The following is a 17893-nucleotide window of genomic DNA, read 5'->3' on the forward strand; positions in this document are numbered from 1 at the left end:
GACAAGGCGGTATGGCGGCAGGCGAGACGCAACAGGCGATCGAAGCGGTGTTCCGGATCGAACGGGCCAGGCTGATCGCGGGCCTGGCCCGCTTTTCGGGCAGCGTCGATCTGGCAGAGGAGATGGCCCAGGATGCTCTGGTCATCGCCCTGTCCGAATGGCCCCGGACCGGCGTTCCGGCCAATCCCGGCGCCTGGCTGACGACGGCCGCCAAACGCCGCACGATCGACGCGGTCCGCCGCGACCGGATGCGGGAGCGCAAGCATGCGGAAATCGCACAAGAGCTGGAGGGCGAGGTCGATGGCGGGCTCGATAGCGGGCCTGATGGCGGGGAGGGGGCGCGGCCCCGGGCGAAGATCCCGGCGACGAATTGCTTGGCCTCATCTTCACCGCTTGCCACCCGATAATGTCGCCCGACGCCCGCGCGGCGCTCACGTTGCGGGTCGTGGGCGGCCTGACCACGGACGAGATCGCTCGCGCGTTCCTGTCGAGCGAGGTGACCATCGCCCAGCGCATCGTCCGCGCCAAGAAGACGATCGCCAGGGCCGGGCTGAGCTTCGAAGTGCCACGCGGCCCCGAGCGCGCGGCGCGGCGTGCCTCGGTGCTTGAGGTGATCTACCTCATCTTCAACGAAGGCTATGCCGCCACCGCGGGCGACGACCTGGTCCGTCCGGGCCTGTGCCTGGAGGCGCAGCGCCTGGGCCGCATGCTGGCGGCGTTGATGCCGGATGATCCGGAAGTATTCGGCTTGCTCGCGCTGATGGAAATCCAGGCATCGCGCCTGCCGGCCCGCACCGCGCCGGACGGCGCCGCCGTGCCGCTGCCCGAACAGAATCGCGCCCGCTGGGATCAGCTGCTGATCCGTCGCGGTCTCGACGCGCTGGCCCGCGCCGAAACACTGGCCCGGGAAACACTGGCCCAGCCGGCCGGCGGTGAGGGCCCCTATGCGCTGCAGGCCGCGCTGGCCGCCTGCCATGCGCGGGCGATCACCGCCGTCGATACGGATTGGCCGCGTATCGCTGGGCTCTACGACCGGCTGCGCGCCGCGATGCCCTCGCCGGTGGTCGATCTCAACCGCGCAGTCGCGCACAGCATGGCGTTCGGGCCGGAACGGGGCCTGACTTTGCTCGATCAGATCGCCGACGCCGAACTGCTGCGCAATTATGCGCCCCTGCCGGCCGCGCGGGGCGACTTTCTGCTCCGGGCAGGCCGTCCGGCCGAGGCACGCGCCGAATTCGAGGTGGCCGCCGGGCTCAGCCGCAACGCGGCGGAACGCGCCTTTCTCCTCGCCCGTGCCGCGGCGTGCGACTGAGCGGCGTGTCCTTCGTGCCGGATGCGCGGCATTTGGTCACTCGGCAGTTGCGTTGATGGATCGGGCTTGCCAGTCTCGCAGCATTCCTCCCAGGGGCGACGCATCATGTACCGAACGATAGTAGCGACACTGCTTGCCACCACCGCGTCGATTGCCGGCGCATCGACCCCGAAAGAGCAGCTGATGAAACCGCCTGCGGAGGCGCGGCACTATGTCATCAGCTCGACCGCCGGAAAGCATGGCGACATCTGGTCGTGGAAGACGCCGGACGGCCGCGTCGCCTATCGCATGTCGATGTCGCTGCGCGGCTGGGTCACCGAAACCGATGAACTGGTGACGCTCGGGCCCGACCAGCGCCCGTCCGCGATCGCCATTCGCGGCTATACCGATACCGGCGAGGCTACTGAAGACTTCAGCGTCGATTCAGGCGGCGTCGCGCATTGGAAGACGGTGGTCGATTCCGGCTCGGCCCCGTTCGGCACCAGGCGCTACAGCAGCTATGGCGGTCCCTGGCTCGCCAACGATCTGGAAGTCGACGCGCTCGTTGCCGCGGGCGACAAGGGTGTCGACCTGCTGCCCACCGGCCATGCCAGCATCGCCATCGGCGAGGGCGTGGAGATCGACGGCCCGCAAGGCAAGAAGACCGTCAAGCTGGCTTTCATCACCGGCACCGGCTTCACCCCGTCGCCGGTCTGGCTCGATGGCGACAATCATTTCTTCGGCAATGCCGGCGGCATTTCGCTGCTGCCGGAAGGCTATGAGGCTCAGGGCCCCAAGCTGAAGGATATCCAGGACAAGGCGACCGCGGCGATGGTCCGCGATGTCGCGCACCGCTTCCTCACGCCGGCCAACCGCACGGCGACTTTGGTCGACAATGTGCTGCTGTTCGATTCAGTTGCCGGCCGTTATCTGCCAAACCGCGCGGTATTGATCGCGGACGGCAAGGTTGCCGCGGTTGGCGCCGCCGGATCGATCAAGACGCCGCTGAACGCGACTGTCATCGACGGGCGCGGCAAGACGCTTCTGCCCGGCCTGTGGGATTCGCATCAGCATGTCGGCGACGACTGGAACCTGCTGCAGAATGTCGCCACCGGCATGACCAATTATCGCAGCCCCGGCTCGATGATCGACGAGGCGCTGAGCATCTACAAGCGCCGCGCCGCCGGCGACCTGCTCGCGCCCGACGGCAAGATTTCCGTGATCATCGATCGCAAGGATCCGCTCGCCGCACAGGGTGCGCTCACCGTCTCCTCGGCGGCGGAAACGGTCGCCGCGGTCGACAAGGTCAAGGCGGCGGGGCTGTGGGGCGTCAAATTCTACACCTCGATGACGCCGGCCTGGATCGCACCGGGTGCGGCCGAGGCGCACAAGCTCGGCCTGCACGTCCACGGCCATATCCCCGCCGGCATGCGCCCGATCGATGCGGTCCGCGCCGGCTATGATGAGGTCACGCACATCAACTTCATCATGATGCAGGCGATGCCGCAGGACGTGGTCGACAAGGCCAACACCGCAGCGCGGCTCGAAGGGCCGGCGAAATACGGCAAGGATGTCGATCTCGACTCCCCCGCGATGAAGACCTTCTATGCGGAACTCGCAAAGCGAAAGACCATCATCGACCCGACCCTGACCGTGTGGGAGCCGCTGATGACGTCGGACGGCACGGCGCTGTCACCCGAATATGCGCCCTTCGCCGACGTCGCGCCGCCATCGGTCGTGCGCGGGTGGAAGATCGGCGGCTATCCTTTGTTCGGCGGCCTGACCCGCGACGATTTCCGCAAGAGCTTCGCCAAGATGGTCGGCCTGGTCGGCCGGCTGCACAAGGCGGGCGTGCGCATCGTCGCCGGCACTGACGGCTACGGCCTGGAACTGGTCCGCGAACTCGAACTCTATCAGGAAGCGGGCCTGACCAATGCGGAGGCGCTGCAGACCGCGACGATCGTGCCCGCTCGCATGACCGGCATGGACGACCGCACCGGATCGATCGCGCCGGGCAAGGAGGCGGACATCATCCTGGTCGATGGCGATGTCTCGAAGGACCTGACCAATCTGCGTCATGTCGAGACGGTGTTTCTCGATGGGTACCGGCTCGATGGGAGTGCGTTGCGGAAGGCGAGCGGGCTGAGCGGGATGCCGAAATAAGCGAGGTGCTGCCGAACTCAGGCTTGGCTTTGCGACCATGGCGGATCGGCCAGTGCCTTTGCCAGATAGTCGATCAGCAATTGAACCCGCCGCGGCCGCAGCGGATTGGGCGGCATGACAAGATGCAGGCCAAGCGGCTTGGGCGACCAGTCGGGCATGCCGATTTCGAGGGTACCGTCGCGCAGGCCCTGCCACACCAGGAACTCCGGCTGCAGGGCCAGGCCTTGCCGCGCCAGCAGCAGCGGGTTGAGCATGTCGGCGTTGTCGGCCCAAAGCCGGACCGGCGGCTCGACGACTTCCTCGCCGAACAACGAATGGCTGAACCGCCAGGCGCCACGCTGCGCGCTCCCTGTATAGACCAGGGCGTCGTGGCGCAGCAGCTCGGCCGGATGCGTCGGGCGGCCGCGCGTGTCGAAATAACCGGGCGCCCCGACCAGCAGAATGCGCACGGTGCACAATTTGCGCACCAGCAGGGAGGAATCTTCGAGACTCGCGATGCGAAGGGCAAAATCGAAGCCTTCCGCCACCAGATCGACCCGCCGATCGCTCAACGCAAGATCGAGCGTGATCTCCGGATAAGCGTCGAGGAAGCCGGGAAGCGCTGCGCCAAGATAGGCGGTCCCGAACGACAATGGGGCGCTGACCCGTACCAGTCCGCGCGGCAGTGTCGATTGATCGGCAGCCTCTTCCTCGACCGCTTCGCCTTCCGCCAGGATCCGCGAGGCGCGGTCGAGCGAGGCGCGCCCTGCCTCGGTAAGGGACAACCGGCGCGAGGTGCGCGAGAGCAAGGCGAATCCCAGCCGCGCCTCCAGCCGCCCGATCGCCTTCGATACAGTGGGATTCGAGAGGCCGAGTTCGCGCGCCGCGCCGGAGAACGAGCCGAGTTCGGCGACCTTCGCGAAGATCGCCCAGGCTTCCAGGTCGGGGAGTCTCATTGTCATTTTCGGCAATGATATGATGCCAACGTTTCTATTTCGTCAAGTCAGTTCCGGCCGCATCTTGCATCCATCGGAAGCGCCGATGCTTCCGCAGGAGATGCACGATGATCGAACGCCGCCCCTTTGCCGAACTTGGTAGCGCCAATCATGGCTGGCTCGACGCCAAGCACCATTTTTCGTTCGCCAATTACTATGATCCCGCCCGGATGGGCTGGGGGCCGATCCGCGTGTGGAACGATGATACGATCGCGGCCGGCACCGGTTTCCCGCCGCACCCCCATGCCGACATGGAGATCATCACCTATGTCCGCGAAGGTGCGATCACGCACCAGGACAGCCTGGGCAATACCGGCCGTACAGAAGCGGGCGATGTCCAGGTGATGAGCGCCGGGTCGGGTGTCCGCCATTCCGAATATAATCGCGAGCCGGGCACGACGAAGATTTTCCAGATCTGGATCGAGCCCAAGACCCGCGGCGATACCCCGGCCTGGGGCGCCAAGCCCTTCCCCAAGGGAGATCGCTCCGGCCGTTTCGTGACGCTGGCAAGCGGCTTCGCGGATGATGCCGATGCTCTTCCTATCCGGACCGACGCCCGCATTGTCGGCGCTACGCTGAAGGCGGGGGAAACCGCCGAGTATCCGCTCGGCGCCGATCGTCATGGCTATCTTGTTGCTGCCAGCGGCTCGGTCGACGTCAATGGCATCCGCCTCGATCCCCGCGACGGCGCGGCAATCGTCGATGAGGCCATCTTGCGGGTCACCGCGATCAACGACGCGGAGATCGTTCTGGTCGACGCCGCCTGATCCACCTTTCGTACCGCGTATTGCCGACATCACACCCACAGGGAGAATGACCATGACCACCATCACGACGCAGGACGGCACCGAGATTTTCTACAAGGATTGGGGCCCCAGGGACGCGCAGCCGGTCATGTTCCATCACGGCTGGCCGCTCAGCGCCGACGATTGGGACAGCCAGATGATGTTCTTCGTCGAGAAGGGCTTTCGCGTCATCGCTCATGATCGCCGCGGACATGGCCGCTCATCCCAGTCGGCGACCGGCCACGACATGGACACCTATGTTGCCGATGTGATCGAACTGACCGATGCCCTCGACCTGAAGAATGCGATCCATATCGGCCATTCGACCGGCGGCGGCGAGGTTGCCCGCTATGCCGCGAGAGCCAGGCCGGGCCGGGTCGCCAAGGCGGTCCTGATCAGTGCCGTCCCGCCGCAGATGGTCCAGACGCCCGGCAACCCCAACGGCGTGCCGATGTCGGTGTTCGACGACATCCGGGCCCAGACCGCCGGCAATCGCGCTCAATATTATTACGACTTTACGATGCCCTTTTACGGCTTCAACCGCGAAGGCACGGAGGTGAAGGAGGGCGTGCGGCTCAACTGGTGGCGGCAGGGGATGATGGGCGCCGCACTGGCGCACACACTGGGCATCGCCGCTTTCTCGGAGACCGATTTCACCGCGGATCTGAAAGCCATCACCGTGCCGGCTCTCGTCCTGCATGGCGAAGATGACCAGATCGTCCCGATCGAGATCTCCGCACGCCTCTCGGCGAAGCTCATTCCGGGCGCGCAGTTGAAGACCTACCCGGGCTATCCGCACGGCATGCCGACGACCCACGCAGATCAGATCAACGCCGATCTGCTCGCTTTCATCCGGGGCTGAACTCGCTGATCGCGTGGCGCACCGGACGCGCCGCGCGGTCTTTTTTATCGAGGGGAACCACCATGAAACGTCTGACTCTTTTCGCGGCCACCATCCTTCTTGCAGCCTCGAGCGTAGCTGTGGCCCATCCGCCGCGATCCCAGGGCGCCACGGTCACCGCCGGTTATTCGGTCGGCCCGCAATACGACTCGACGCACGTCTATGTCGCGCCTGAGGATTTCGATCGCTTCATCACCAGTTTCGTCGCCACGTTCGGGGGTACGGTCAGCAAGCGTGGCGAATTTCAGGTGACGCCAACGACCAGCCGAACGCTGTCGCAGGTTGCGATGACACCGGCGGGGATGGTGTCGGTGTTCGGCTTCAAGACACCGGTCCCCTATCCGTTCGGCTCGGAGCGCACCGGATATCTCGTCACCGATATCGATGCTGCTGTTGCGGCGGCTAGAAAGGCGGGCGCCGTCCGCCTGGTGGAGACGTTCCCCGACCCGATCGGCCGCGATGTGCTCGTGCAATGGCCAGGCGGCGTGAACATGCAGCTTTACTGGCACACGGTGAAACCCAGCTACGCGCCGCTCGCCACGATACCGGAAAATCGCGTCTATCTGACGCCCGACGCAGCCGATGCTTTCGTCAAAAGCTGGGTGAGTTTCTCCCGGGGCCGCATCGTATCCGACAACCGTGCCGCACCAGGCGCCGGGATCGGCCAACCCTGCAAGACCTACCGTCACATCCGGCTGACCTCGGGATATGGAAAAATGACGATCCTGGTCAGCGATGGTGCGCTCCCCTGGCCCTATGGGCGCGAGCTGACGGGATATGCCGTGACTGACCTGTCAAATACCCTGGCCAAGGCGACCGCAGCGGGTGTCGAGCAGCTCGTCCCTCCGCATGCCGAGGGGGATCACCAATCGGCGATCGTGCAATTTCCGGGCGGCTATATCGCGGAAATTCATTCTTCAGCGCGATAATATCATATGCCTATGCGCGACCTTCGACGGCAACTAGACGCCCAATTGCGGTCGTCCGAGACGTTTGGAGCGCAGGTGTAGCACGGGGGCAGACTAGGAGGCTGAGGGACGGAGGCTCGTGTCAATCTGGGCGCGCCAAACACTGTCTTTTGCCCCAATGCATGACGTGGGAGCCAGCCAGAATATGCCAGCTTCGCATGCGCGCCGACTCATTGCTGCGGATGGGCTCGAGCCCTGTGCGATGACGCTCATGAGCAACTTGATCGAGCGCATGGATGCTGCGCACTCGCGCGCCATTCCTTGACCAGTTTTCGGCGGTCGCGTGCATAGCGCTCCGCAAGCACCTCGGCATGTACTATGCGATCGCCGTGGAACAGGTGGTAATCGCCATTTGTTTCGCACCAGCCGGCGATGCTGCGCTCGGTTTCGGCGAAGCCGAGCATGATCGGCCAGACGATCCGTTCCGACATGCCGACGCCCTCTTCTCGGTAGGCGATCCGCATCTTGCGTTGTTCACGCAACGCCCGGCGGCATTGCGCCAGGTCGAGGCCGGCAGCCATCGTGCTGGTGCCGCCGACATAGAAGCTACTGTCGTCGAGCGCCTCACGCATCTCCGGCGCCAGCACACCGTCGATCTTCGCGAGCGCATTGCGGACAGCATGCGCCAGTGCGGGGTCGGTCTGGCGGCTGACCCATTGCGCACCGACGACCAGGGCATGCAGTTCCTCCTGAGTGAATGACAGCGGCGGCAGCAGGAAACCAGGTCGCAGAATATAGCCGACGCCCGCCTCGGCGTCGATGTCCGCCCCCATTGCCTGTAAGGTGGCGATGTCGCGGCGGATGGTGCGCAAAGAAACATCCGCCTCGCGCGCCAGCACCGCGCCAGACACGGTTCCGCGATGCCGGCGCAGGATCTGCAGCAGATCGAACAGGCGGTGGCTGCGTGACATGATTATCCGATCGCCACGACCGCTTTACCGCGCAATCTTCGTCCGCCCTCGATCGCGGTGATCAGCGGGATCGCCTGCGCAAGCGGTACGATTTCGGCAATAGGCAGGCGGAAGCTCTTGTCTTGCGCGGCTCGTGCAAGCGTATCGAGCAGGTCCGCGCGCGGAGTGCCGACGATCGGCTTCAGCCGGCGGTCGACGATGGCCCGAACGAACCGCGCTGGCGTGGGATCGACGGTGGTGAAGGTGCCGCCCTTGCGCAGCATGCCGATCCCCGCCGCAGTCGACAACGTCGCAGCGGCGTCGAACACCACATCGAACTTATCCGGGATCATCGCCGGATCGGTGGTCCGGTAATCATACACCGCACGCAGCCCGAACGAGCGGGCGCGATCGATCGCTTCCGCGCTGCAACTGCCCGATACATGAGCGCCGAGCATGCGCGCAATCTGCACTGCCGCCTCTCCGACCGCGCCGGCGCAGCCGTTGACGAACACGCTCTGCCCAGCCTTTAGCTTCGCCTTGTCGACCAGGCCGTTCCATGCAGTGACGCCCGGCGTGACCAGGCACGCGGCCTCTTCGAAGGACAGGTCGTCGGGCTTTTTCGCGAGCGCGATCTCTTTGGCGATCGCCGATTCGCCCAAGGCTCCGGCCTGTTTGAATCGCGCCATTCCGAACACTGCGTCGCCGACTGTGAAGCGCGTCACGCCGGGGCCGATCGCAGTAACGATTCCAGCAAGATCCACGCCCATCGCGCGGGGGAAGGACCGCCCGGTCACGATCTTCATCGCGCCGCCGCGCAGCTTCCAGTCGATCGGGTTGATCGCGGCAAATCGGACTGCGATTGCTACCTCTCCCTGGCCGGGCGCTTCGGGCGCGAACTCCTCCAGCCGCATGACCTCGGGGCCGCCATAAGCGTGATACTGGATGCGTTTCATGACGGTGCTTGCCTTATATGATCGTTCGCTGGACGCCATACGAGCCTATGGTGCCAAATTCTGTCACCATAATGCGGGTGCCGAGGTCAAAGCATGGTTGATCGTGCGCAATACAAGCGGCTGGTCGGGTGCCAGGCGTGGGGCGATTCTCGATTCAGCTGCAAGCGATAGGCGGTTTCACCTGCCTGCATGAGGATCGCGGGCGGGCGATCCCGAAATCCGCTGTTCGTTCAGATGACGATGAGAGTGCAGCCAGTGGTGGCTAGTGGCCCGCAGCGCGTTTCTGTTGCAGAATTACGGCGAAAATCGACGCTATGGCGCGTCAGTCCGCCGGCGATATCATCGAGGGAGCTGGCAGGTAGCTCCATTCCACGGAGTCGCTCTGGCCGAGGACGCGAACCTCGATCCGATTTGGCCCTGGGCGCAGCAGCACGTTCCAGCGCGCGATCTGCCCTTCAGTCGAAATCGTTGTCTGCTCCGTGCCATTGACGAACAGCGTGGCGGTACCGGCGTTGGTATATGCCTTTACCTCGACGTCGGGTGTACGGCGCACATTGTGACGGCGGCTGGTGATATGGACCATCGGCTTGTCCGACCAGTTCGCCTGGTACCAGTAATAGGCGTCCTTGCGAGTCTGGCGATCGTAGGTGACGAGCCCCTTGTCATTGATACCGCGGCGGTCGCCTTCGTGCCTCCCGGCCGAGGCGAAGTCGAACGCCACCCAGACGAACGCGGCGAAGACGTAGGGTTTGTCGGCGAGTTCGCGCGAGTTCCGCTCGTGGTATTCGCTCTGATATTGCTCGGGATGCCAGTCCGAGGCGGGGTCCACATCACCTGGCGGATCGGCCTGGTGCCGGATGCTTCCGCCCGCGCCATATTCGCTGACCGCGAAGGCGCGGTCGGGGTGGGTGGCATGGAACCCCGCGGCCCAGCGGCCAAGCGTCTGCCCGCTCTGGTCCTTGTACCATCCGAAATAGCGGTTGAAGCCGATCACGTCGCTCACCATCGCCTTGGGATGATCGTCTGCCTGGCAGCAATGCGCATAGGCGGTTGGGCGGCTGGGATCGGTCTCTTTTGCCACCTTTTGAAGGCTTTCCAGCAGTCGCGTGACGCTCGGATCGTCGGCATAGATCTCGTTGCCGATGCCCCAGATCATCACCGAAGGATGGTTATAAGTCTGCGCGATCAACTCGCGCAGTTGCTGCGCGGCATTGGCGCGGAACGCCGGGGTATCCTCGATCTCGCCGACTACGCCGATCTCTGTCCACAAGCCGAGGCCGAGCCGGTCGGCCTCCTCATAGGCGGCCTGCGGATGCTGGAAATGCGCGAGGCGCACTCCGGTCGAGCCCATTTCGCGCAGGATCGCGAAGTCCTCAACAATCTGCTCGCGCGAAACGGCGTTGCCGATTCCCGGCCGGGCGCTGTGCTGCAGGTTGGCGCCGCGAAGCGGATAGGGCTTTCCGTTGAGAAGCAGGCCCTGTGTCGGATCGATGCGAATGGTACGGATACCGAGCGGCACCGTCACCTGGTCGCCGGCTTCGCCAATCTGTGTGACGACGCGGTAGAGATAGGGGTCGCGGACGCCGTCCCATCGCCGTGGCGATGCGACCTCGCCTTGCAGCGGGACCACGGCCGTCTGGCCGGGTGCGATCGTGGTGGCGCGGCGCATCAGTGCGACCTGCCGACCTTCGGCATCGAGGATGCGACTGGTGACCGTCGCCCGTTTGCGCGAGCCGGTGGCGTTCGACACGCGCGCAAGAACCGAAATTCCGGTGCGCTCGGGCGTGAGACTCGCCACTCGCGCGTAGATGCCGGGACCGCCATGATCGTTCATGTCGAAGTGCAGATCGTCGGTCTCGATCAGCGAGACGGGGCGATAGAGTCCGCCGAAGACGGTGAAATCTCCGCTGAGCGGCGCGATGGTGCGTGTGGCGCTGTTGTCGACGCGTACGGCGAGGATGTTGCGACCGGGAACTAGCGCGGCGGTGATGTCGAAGCGGAACGCCGCGTAGCCGCCTTCGTGCCGGCCGACATGTTTGCCGTTGAGCCAGACGTCGGCAACGGTTGCGGCCGCATCGAATTGGACGAACAGCCGTCGGCCTGGTGTGGGAGCGGTGACCGTGAACACGCGCCGGTACCAGGCCGGGCCACGATAATAGCTCCCGTCGCCCTCTTCCGCGGCATCGAAGCTATGGGGGAGGGTGACGCTGGTCCAATTCTTGTCGTCGAACGCGACGCCGCTGGCCTGTGGGTAGTCTCCACGCGCGAATTGCCAGCCCGGCCCCAACGTTAATACGCTGCGAGAGGCGCGAGGCGATACCGGTTGGGCATCGACGGCGCCGGCCATGAGCGTTGTCAGCACGAGAAGAAAGGCGAACGCGACCATTCCCGTCCATCGCATCATCGTCACCGGATCCGTCTCCATTTGCCGGGCCTTTGGCCTCGACTCGATTTCAGTGCCAACATAGCCAGGCGATTTGTAAATGATATCGCTACCATCGCTAAGTGCGAAGCTGTGCCATTACATCGCAAGAGCGGATTGAGTGTTTCAGCGCGAGTGCAATTCGACCTCATGCAACCCCGCCCTCGATTCGTTGCACCGGCACGAATGGGCGGGAGCCGGGCGCGGGAAGAAAGCCGAAAAACGATTTGTCCCTCGCACCGCGTCGCTTCCGCGAGCGCCATTCGCATTTCGGCAAGAATTACCCGGCTAAGGTGCGCATGCAGGCTGGAGGGTACTGTCCTTGATCGAGATCGAAGTCCAGAACGAGACGCACCAGACCCAGGTCGGGCTGCGCTTCGCCGCGGTGCCGCGGATCGGTGAGGGACTGCGGCTGCGCCAGCCGGATGGCTTCTGGGCCTCGTACGATATCATCGATGTCTGGTACCAGAAGGCCGAATTCGGCGACATCTGGGTGCCCTATATCCATGTCCGCATGACCGATGCGGACCAGGCCGTGGTCGCCGCGACCAGCCAGGTCCTCAGCCACAGGGAGCCGCAGTCATTAAGGGCCTGATCAAACGCCTGCGGAGCTTCCCCGCAGATCTTCCGCAGCCGGTAGCCGCGGCGCCGGTTGCGGAGCCCGTAGCCGTGCCTGTGCCCGTACCGGTACCCATGCCCGTAGCCGCCGCGCCATCGCGCCCGCGGCGCTGCCTGTTGGTCGACGATTCGCGGGTAATCCGCAAGGTCGCCCATCGCATCATCTCCGACCTCGGCTACCAGGTGACCGAGGCCGAGAATGGCGAGGAGGCGCTCGCCCGCTGCAAGGCGGCGATGCCCGACCTGATCCTGCTCGACTGGGAAATGCCGGTGATGACCGGGGTCGAATTCGTCGCCGCGCTGCGCCGGATCGATGGCGGGGTGACCCCGAAAGTGGTGTTCTGCACCTCCAAGGCCGAGACCATCGATATCTATCAGGGTATCGGCGCTGGCGCCGACGAATATGTCACCAAGCCGTTCGATCAGCACATGTTGCTGGCCAAGCTGCAGCGGATCGGAGCGGCGTAAGCGCTCACCCCAGGGCAGGTTTCGGAAGGTACGGGGCGCGTACCCAACGATATTTTGCAATGAGTGGCGAGTTATTCAGGTTGGGTCGATCTGTCGTTCACTCGGGTCAAGCCGAATAGCTGGGTCCGTTTCAGCCGGGAATGAGTGTTCGATCGGAATTGAGTCGGTTGAAGCCGGTTCGAGCCGGGGCAAGATCGTCGGCGCAGGGAACTGCGGATGGTCAGCGCTCGGTCCAAATGCCATCGTCGAGAGCACGCCGTCGTGACGGATGAAACCATGCACCAGCGCGATCGTCAGATGTCCCAGGATGAGCCCGAAAAGAGCGACCGCGGCAATCGTATGTGCCTGACGCAGCATGCCGAAGGCGCCTAGGTTCTGCGGCAAAATCGGCGGGAGCGTGAGCCCCAGTCCCAAGGTGACGGGGTAGCCGCCGGCCGAGAGCATTGCCCAGCCAATCAGCGGCATCCCGATCATCGCCAGGTAAAGCAGCAGATGCGAACCCTTCGCGGCCAGCTTCTGTGCACGCGGAAGGTCGTCGGGCAGCGGGGGCGCCAGCGTAGCCAGTCGGATCGCCAGGCGAACACAGGCAAGCAGCAGGATTGCAATGCCCAGCGGCCGATGCAGCGTCAGCAATTGGGCGTAGGCGGGGCCGGCGGTCGAGACCATGCCGATGCCGACGAAGAGCATGGCGATGATGAGGAACGCCATCGTCCAGTGGAGCAAGCGGATTGTGAGGTGAAAACGCATCCGCATGGTCATTCCCCCCTCGCCAGCGCTTTTCCGATCGCGCTCGGCCCGGGGGCTTCGGCGGCGCGTCTGCGGAACGACGCCGCATAGGCGGCCGACCGCGCGGCGAGTAATGGATCGTCCGACAAGGCTATGCCTCGCGGCAGGATCGTCGGGTCGAACGTGATGTCGCGGCACGCGCCCTGCTCTTCGGGGCCGGCGCGGTCGATGTTAAGCACACCTACCTCGATTGTGCGGCGGTCCGAAGGCCATTGCACAGTTGCGTCGTTGGTTCGGTCTAGCGGCGACGCGAGAGTCACTCGCATCCGCCAGCGCACCGATCCCCTCGCAAGGCGATGCAGCAGCTCGTCGAACAGATGGTCTGCGGGCAGGCGCGCAAGCTTGGTCTTGTCGAGTGCGCCAAATGTCGCTTCGGGAACAAATGACCAGCGCACCGTGCGCGTTGCGCCTGCGGAGTCGATGAAGCGGAAAGCGTTGATGCTGTAATAGGTGCCGTTGGCGAAGCTGTCGGGAAGCGGCGCGGCAGTGATATAATCCTGATAGGCCTTGGTCTCCGGATGGCGCGCCAGATAGGCCTTCATTATTGCGGGTACGGGTTTGCCCGTCGCTGGATCGGGCTTGGTGGCGCGCTGCAGCTCTACGAATGCCTGGGGCGTCGCAACCGGGAAGATCGGAACATGATCCATCGCCAGCCGCCAGATTTCGCCATCCGGTGCGGTGATCTGCAGGGCCATGGCATGGAAGACGTTGCGGCCGTCGGTGGCAAAGGGGTTGCCACCGCCTGTCGAGAATCGGCCGGTCGCGGAATAGCTGCCTTTGGCGAAGATACGCGCCCTGGACAGGGCTGTACCCGCCCCATTTGCGTCAAAGCGACCGGTGAAGCACAGGCCCTTCGCATGCGCACGGCGATATCCGGGATGTGGACCGGCATTATATTCCAGCGCGTCGGCGATACCGCCGCCGCTAAGGCGCGGCGTGCCGACCCACCCGCCCGCCAGAGCGAAGCCGATCAACAACGCGGCCGGCGCTGCGAGGATCGCTGCAACAGTGCTGGGACGGGGGCGGGAAACTGGCACGATAGGCGCTCCATCGTCGAAAGGGTCTCCGCGTCAGACAATCTCCAGCATCGATTATTCCCGTCGAACAAAAAATTGCAGAACGATGGAATAATCCGGGCGGCCATGCTGTCCTCCCTTCATGACAGCGCCGCTGGACATGATGACTTTGGTTGAACCGCTGGTCCCGGCGCTACGTCGCTATGCCCGCAGCCTGTTGCGGGATCGGTCGGCGGCCGACGATCTCGTGCAGGATTGCCTCGAGCGCGTGGTCGGTCGCTGGCACCAGCGCCGCCCGGATGGCGACGCCAGAACTTGGGTGTTTACGATTCTGCATAACTTGGCGATCAACCGACTGAAACAGACGGCTCGTCGCGGTATGCATGTCGCGATCGAGGAACAGGACGAAGCATCTTTTGCGACGCCACCTGACCAGGAAGACCGCCTCCACCATCAGGCGATCCTGGACGTGCTTTCGCAGCTGCCGGAGGATCAGCGCAGCGCGCTGCTGCTCGTCTCGGTCGAGGACCTTTCCTACGCTGAGGCTGCTGCGGTGCTCGGCGTTCCGATCGGAACGGTCATGTCGCGGCTTTCGCGCGGCCGACATCGATTGGCGCAGCTGGTCAACGATGTGCCGAAGCGCATCGACACCACCATACCCATCCTCAGGAGGGTCAAATGAGCCGTCCGATTGCCGAGGATGACCTGCATGCGTTCGTCGACGGCGCGCTGGCGCCTGCGCGCCGCGCGGAGGTAGAGGCGTTTCTCGAAAAGAATCCAGAAATCGCTAACCGCTTCGGTCGGTTCGCAGAGCACCGGGTTGAACTTCGCTCCGCGCTGGCTCCGATCGCAGCCGAGCCGATACCGCCGCAACTCAACCTCGCGCACCTCATTGCAGCACGGCGGCCGGCGCGCTGGGCCAAGTGGAGCTCGATGATAGCCGCTTGTCTGCTCCTGCTTATCGGTGGGGCCGGTGGATGGCTTTTGCGTGGTGACGGCGCTGCGGGCGGCGTCGGGATCGAGGCGCTCGCGGACGAGGCCGCCTATGCCTATGCCGTGTTCGGCACCGACCGCGCCCGCGCGGTCGAAATCCCGGCGGCAGATGGTCCGATGCTCGCTCGCTGGATGGAAAACCGCCTCCGGCGCCGGGTCACGATGCCCGACCTGGCGCGGCGCGGCTTTCGCCTGATGGGCGGGCGGGTGGTCGCGACGCGCAACGGGCCCGCCGGTCTGCTTATGTATGACGATGCTCGGGGATTGAGGATTGCCATTCTGATGCGCCCGATGATCGCGCAAGACCGGAGTGCGCGGATGGCATTCCATCGTCAGGGTGACGTCGTTGGTTTCACCTGGGCCGATCGCGGCATGGGATACGGCTTGATGGGTACGGCCAGCGCAGGGCTGCTGCACCCCTTGGCCGACGAGGCTCGGCGGCAATTCCAGTCCAAGGCTCGGGCATGATGCGGGGCACGGAAATGCATGGACGGATGGATCGATGGCAGAACACTGCTACCGAACCATCGATTTTTCGACGCGTTTGCAATCGGCCGGCGCGTTCACGCGTGGTGGCAAAAGCGTCGTTCTACGTCGAAGACATGAGCCATGTTTGCTTTCGTTCAATCGCCGGGAACGGTTTTCGGGCTCAGAAATCCGTACTTGCAGACGGGGCTGGTGTCGCCGGCAACACAATCCGACCAGCGAAAGAGTTTTTCGACTTCGACAATGGGTCCGGGACTGCCGCCGCCACCCATGCCGATATATGTCTTGCCAGAGATTTTGCCGACGATCGTGACGTTGGTCGACTCGCGAACGAGCTCCGGGTCGTAGGAGCCCGTCGCGCAGGCCTTGAAGGTCTGATAAGTCGGCTCCGGGGTCCAGCGCGGCTCGCCATGTTCGCCGCTGAGCGCATATAAGATCGTCAGGCAAACGCCTTTATCCGATGCCTCCATATACTGCACGGCACCGGCCCAGCGGACGCGTTTGCCGATATTCCGGTCATCGATTCCCTGATCGGGAGACAGCGGAGCGACCGAGATGGTCCGCAGCGTCTCTATCTCTGCCGGGTCAAAGCCCGTCTGCGCGGGCGTGCGCGCGGGCCGGGGCTTGGCCGCGATCGCCCCGATTTCTTTCGGCGCGGGTGAGATCGAGGAATCGGCGCATCCCCACAAGATCAGGCAGCAGCATAGTGGGCCCAATATCGGCCGATGGAGCGGCCTGATCGGCTGGATTCTCATAGTAGAAGTGTCCTGGCGGCCATGGCCGGCGCCCTAGGCGGCCCGGTCACGAAGTACAACTCGACGGCGATCGAACTGGTCCTGGACGGGTTGAGTGGTGGATGTGGAGCGTTTGTTATCATATTGATATAAAATGATATATTATAAATTGCCGTGCTCTGGCAGGTGCCGGAGATACGTTACAAAGGGTGTAACATATCTTCTCCAGCTACTCGCCAAAACCCTCCCGGACTTCCTTTGCGCGGATCGATTCACATTGCGCTCGAACGTGTCATACCCGCTCTTGTCCGCGCCTTTCACATCACCGGCGAAGGTTCGTTCGACGGAATAGTTGAATGGCGTAGGACCGCAAATCAGGTGCGCCCCGGATTGAGCAGATCGTGACGCCAGCCCTCGCCATTTCCCGATTTTCCCGCAAGCGCTCTGCAAAATTCCCGCAGCCGTGGGGAAATCGAACGCCATGCCGCGATTTTCCGCCGGCCTGCGGAGAGTTGGGATTGCACTCCACCCGCCGAAAGTGTCAGGGCTCCGACAGCTCGGATTTCGAAAAAGCCGAACGCGGCGGGGATATGGGAAGCATGTCAGAACTTGAGTCGATCACGACCAACAGGGCGTTCGGCGGCGTGCAGGGCGTCTATCGTCATCAGTCCGAAGCGACCGGCACGCCGATGACTTTCTCGGTCTTCGTGCCGGAGCATGAAACGGGCACGACGCTGCCGGTGCTCTGGTATCTGTCCGGCCTGACCTGCACGCATGCCAATGTCACCGACAAGGGCGAATATCGCCGCGCATGTGCCGATGCCGGGATCATCTTCATTGCACCCGACACCTCCCCACGCGGCGAAGGGGTGGCGGATGATGACGCTTATGATTTCGGTCAGGGCGCTGGCTTCTATGTCGATGCGACGGAGGAACCCTGGGCGCCGCATTTCCGCATGCGCTCCTATATCGAGGACGAACTGCCCGCGCTGATCGCGGCGGAATTCCCCGTCGATATGACGCGTCAGGGGATCACCGGCCATTCGATGGGCGGTCACGGCGCGCTGACCATCGGCCTGCGCAACGCCGGGCGGTTCAAGAGCATCTCGGCCTTCGCGCCGATCGTGTCGCCGCTCGACTGCCCCTGGGGGGAGAAGGCGCTTGGCGGCTATCTCGGCGATGACGACCGCAGCGAGTGGCGCAGCTATGATGCCTGCGCGCTGATCGCGGACGGGGCGCGGGTGCCCGAGCTGCTGGTCGATCAGGGCGATGCCGATCAGTTCCTGGCTGAACAGCTCAAGCCGGAATTGCTGCGCGACGCGTGTGACGCGGCGGGGATCGACCTGACCCTGCGGCTGCAGCCGGGGTACGATCACAGCTATTATTTTGTCTCGACCTTCATGGCGGATCATGTCCGCTGGCATGCCCAAAGGCTGGTTTGA

The 17893-nt window shown here is 64.1% G+C and carries 18 protein-coding genes; 11 read left to right on the forward strand and 7 right to left on the reverse strand.

Annotated features, from left to right (window positions below):
* Positions 1–11: 11 nt before the first annotated feature.
* The 3 genes from H3Z74_RS24290 (at position 12) to H3Z74_RS04085 (ending at position 3454) form a co-directional block, all read left to right on the forward strand.
* Positions 12–407: a sigma factor gene (locus H3Z74_RS24290; protein WP_229726868.1), complete on the forward strand. Its 396-nt coding sequence runs from the start codon at positions 12–14 to the stop codon at positions 405–407.
* Positions 407–1312 (forward strand): RNA polymerase sigma factor, encoded by a 906-nt coding sequence (locus tag H3Z74_RS04080; RefSeq protein ID WP_229726869.1) that lies wholly within the window; start codon positions 407–409, stop codon positions 1310–1312. The genes H3Z74_RS24290 and H3Z74_RS04080 overlap by 1 nt, the downstream gene beginning before the upstream one ends.
* Before the next feature lie 105 nt (positions 1313–1417).
* A complete protein-coding gene (locus tag H3Z74_RS04085; RefSeq protein ID WP_187762715.1) occupies positions 1418–3454 on the forward strand; it encodes an amidohydrolase family protein in 2037 nt (678 codons plus the stop codon).
* 17 nt (positions 3455–3471) lie between these two features.
* Here H3Z74_RS04085 and H3Z74_RS04090 read toward each other — a convergent pair whose 3' ends face one another.
* Positions 3472–4389: a LysR family transcriptional regulator gene (locus H3Z74_RS04090; RefSeq protein ID WP_187762716.1), complete on the reverse strand. Its 918-nt coding sequence runs from the start codon at positions 4387–4389 to the stop codon at positions 3472–3474.
* Positions 4390–4496: 107 nt separating this feature from the next.
* Between H3Z74_RS04090 and H3Z74_RS04095 the strand changes: the two genes are divergently transcribed.
* The 3 genes from H3Z74_RS04095 to H3Z74_RS04105 all read left to right on the forward strand — a co-directional run bounded on the left by H3Z74_RS04095 (position 4497) and on the right by H3Z74_RS04105 (position 7043).
* Positions 4497–5195 carry a pirin family protein gene (locus H3Z74_RS04095; RefSeq protein WP_187762717.1) on the forward strand — a complete coding sequence of 233 codons (699 nt, stop codon included), beginning with the start codon at positions 4497–4499 and terminating at the stop codon, positions 5193–5195.
* Between the two features lie 52 nt (positions 5196–5247).
* The gene (locus tag H3Z74_RS04100; RefSeq protein WP_187762718.1) at positions 5248–6075 is read left to right on the forward strand and encodes an alpha/beta fold hydrolase; all 828 of its coding nucleotides are present in this window, start codon (positions 5248–5250) and stop codon (positions 6073–6075) included.
* A gap of 62 nt (positions 6076–6137) precedes the next feature.
* The gene (locus H3Z74_RS04105) at positions 6138–7043 is read left to right on the forward strand and encodes a glyoxalase (protein ID WP_187762719.1); all 906 of its coding nucleotides are present in this window, start codon (positions 6138–6140) and stop codon (positions 7041–7043) included.
* 248 nt (positions 7044–7291) lie between these two features.
* Here the strand turns inward: H3Z74_RS04105 and H3Z74_RS04110 are convergent, their stop codons facing one another.
* From H3Z74_RS04110 to H3Z74_RS04120, 3 genes are all read right to left on the reverse strand, one after another.
* Positions 7292–7993, reverse strand: coding sequence for a helix-turn-helix transcriptional regulator (locus tag H3Z74_RS04110; protein ID WP_187762720.1), 702 nt, complete (start codon positions 7991–7993; stop codon positions 7292–7294).
* A 2-nt stretch (positions 7994–7995) separates the two neighbouring features.
* The gene (locus H3Z74_RS04115) at positions 7996–8928 is read right to left on the reverse strand and encodes an NAD(P)-dependent alcohol dehydrogenase (RefSeq protein ID WP_187762721.1); all 933 of its coding nucleotides are present in this window, start codon (positions 8926–8928) and stop codon (positions 7996–7998) included.
* A 322-nt stretch (positions 8929–9250) separates the two neighbouring features.
* Positions 9251–11332, reverse strand: a complete 2082-nt coding sequence (locus H3Z74_RS04120; RefSeq protein ID WP_229727053.1) for a glycoside hydrolase family 2 protein — start codon at positions 11330–11332, stop codon at positions 9251–9253.
* Positions 11333–11672: 340 nt separating this feature from the next.
* Here H3Z74_RS04120 and H3Z74_RS04125 point away from each other — a divergent pair, with 340 nt between their 5' ends.
* Both H3Z74_RS04125 and H3Z74_RS04130 read left to right on the forward strand, forming a co-directional pair.
* On the forward strand, positions 11673–11945 hold the full coding sequence (locus H3Z74_RS04125; protein ID WP_229726870.1) for a hypothetical protein: 273 nt from the start codon (positions 11673–11675) through the stop codon (positions 11943–11945).
* 140 nt (positions 11946–12085) lie between these two features.
* Positions 12086–12436 carry a response regulator gene (locus tag H3Z74_RS04130; protein ID WP_326838801.1) on the forward strand — a complete coding sequence of 117 codons (351 nt, stop codon included), beginning with the start codon at positions 12086–12088 and terminating at the stop codon, positions 12434–12436.
* Positions 12437–12511: 75 nt separating this feature from the next.
* On the opposite strand, the gene H3Z74_RS04135 is transcribed toward H3Z74_RS04130, so the two are convergent.
* Entirely contained in the window at positions 12512–13195 is a 684-nt protein-coding gene (locus tag H3Z74_RS04135) for a cytochrome b (RefSeq protein ID WP_187762723.1), read from the reverse strand.
* Positions 13192–14259 carry a catalase family peroxidase gene (locus H3Z74_RS04140; RefSeq protein WP_229726871.1) on the reverse strand — a complete coding sequence of 356 codons (1068 nt, stop codon included), beginning with the start codon at positions 14257–14259 and terminating at the stop codon, positions 13192–13194. The genes H3Z74_RS04135 and H3Z74_RS04140 overlap by 4 nt, the downstream gene beginning before the upstream one ends.
* Before the next feature lie 121 nt (positions 14260–14380).
* On the opposite strand from H3Z74_RS04140, the gene H3Z74_RS04145 reads away from it, so the two are divergent.
* Both H3Z74_RS04145 and H3Z74_RS04150 read left to right on the forward strand, forming a co-directional pair.
* Positions 14381–14920: an RNA polymerase sigma factor gene (locus H3Z74_RS04145; RefSeq protein ID WP_229726872.1), complete on the forward strand. Its 540-nt coding sequence runs from the start codon at positions 14381–14383 to the stop codon at positions 14918–14920.
* Positions 14917–15699 (forward strand): anti-sigma factor family protein, encoded by a 783-nt coding sequence (locus H3Z74_RS04150; protein ID WP_187762724.1) that lies wholly within the window; start codon positions 14917–14919, stop codon positions 15697–15699. The genes H3Z74_RS04145 and H3Z74_RS04150 overlap by 4 nt, the downstream gene beginning before the upstream one ends.
* A 155-nt stretch (positions 15700–15854) precedes the next feature.
* Here H3Z74_RS04150 and H3Z74_RS04155 read toward each other — a convergent pair whose 3' ends face one another.
* Positions 15855–16406, reverse strand: a complete 552-nt coding sequence (locus tag H3Z74_RS04155; protein ID WP_187762725.1) for a Slp family lipoprotein — start codon at positions 16404–16406, stop codon at positions 15855–15857.
* 644 nt (positions 16407–17050) lie between these two features.
* Here H3Z74_RS04155 and fghA point away from each other — a divergent pair.
* Complete coding sequence (gene fghA, locus H3Z74_RS04160) at positions 17051–17893, forward strand: S-formylglutathione hydrolase (protein WP_187762726.1); 843 nt, start codon at positions 17051–17053, stop codon at positions 17891–17893.

The sequence above is a fragment of the Sphingomonas alpina genome, from assembly GCF_014490665.1.
In the GTDB taxonomy this organism is placed as follows: Bacteria; Pseudomonadota; Alphaproteobacteria; order Sphingomonadales; family Sphingomonadaceae; genus Sphingomonas; species Sphingomonas alpina.

Coding starts and splice junctions, on each gene's coding strand:
- H3Z74_RS24290 (WP_229726868.1), top strand. CDS start 12: ATGGCGGCAGGCGAGACGCAACAGGCGATCGAAGCGGTGTTCCGGATC.
- H3Z74_RS04080 (WP_229726869.1), top strand. CDS start 407: ATGTCGCCCGACGCCCGCGCGGCGCTCACGTTGCGGGTCGTGGGCGGC.
- H3Z74_RS04085 (WP_187762715.1), top strand. CDS start 1,418: ATGTACCGAACGATAGTAGCGACACTGCTTGCCACCACCGCGTCGATT.
- H3Z74_RS04090 (WP_187762716.1), bottom strand. CDS start 4,389: ATGAGACTCCCCGACCTGGAAGCCTGGGCGATCTTCGCGAAGGTCGCC.
- H3Z74_RS04095 (WP_187762717.1), top strand. CDS start 4,497: ATGATCGAACGCCGCCCCTTTGCCGAACTTGGTAGCGCCAATCATGGC.
- H3Z74_RS04100 (WP_187762718.1), top strand. CDS start 5,248: ATGACCACCATCACGACGCAGGACGGCACCGAGATTTTCTACAAGGAT.
- H3Z74_RS04105 (WP_187762719.1), top strand. CDS start 6,138: ATGAAACGTCTGACTCTTTTCGCGGCCACCATCCTTCTTGCAGCCTCG.
- H3Z74_RS04110 (WP_187762720.1), bottom strand. CDS start 7,993: ATGTCACGCAGCCACCGCCTGTTCGATCTGCTGCAGATCCTGCGCCGG.
- H3Z74_RS04115 (WP_187762721.1), bottom strand. CDS start 8,928: ATGAAACGCATCCAGTATCACGCTTATGGCGGCCCCGAGGTCATGCGG.
- H3Z74_RS04120 (WP_229727053.1), bottom strand. CDS start 11,332: ATGATGCGATGGACGGGAATGGTCGCGTTCGCCTTTCTTCTCGTGCTG.
- H3Z74_RS04135 (WP_187762723.1), bottom strand. CDS start 13,195: ATGACCATGCGGATGCGTTTTCACCTCACAATCCGCTTGCTCCACTGG.
- H3Z74_RS04145 (WP_229726872.1), top strand. CDS start 14,381: ATGACAGCGCCGCTGGACATGATGACTTTGGTTGAACCGCTGGTCCCG.
- H3Z74_RS04150 (WP_187762724.1), top strand. CDS start 14,917: ATGAGCCGTCCGATTGCCGAGGATGACCTGCATGCGTTCGTCGACGGC.
- fghA (WP_187762726.1), top strand. CDS start 17,051: ATGTCAGAACTTGAGTCGATCACGACCAACAGGGCGTTCGGCGGCGTG.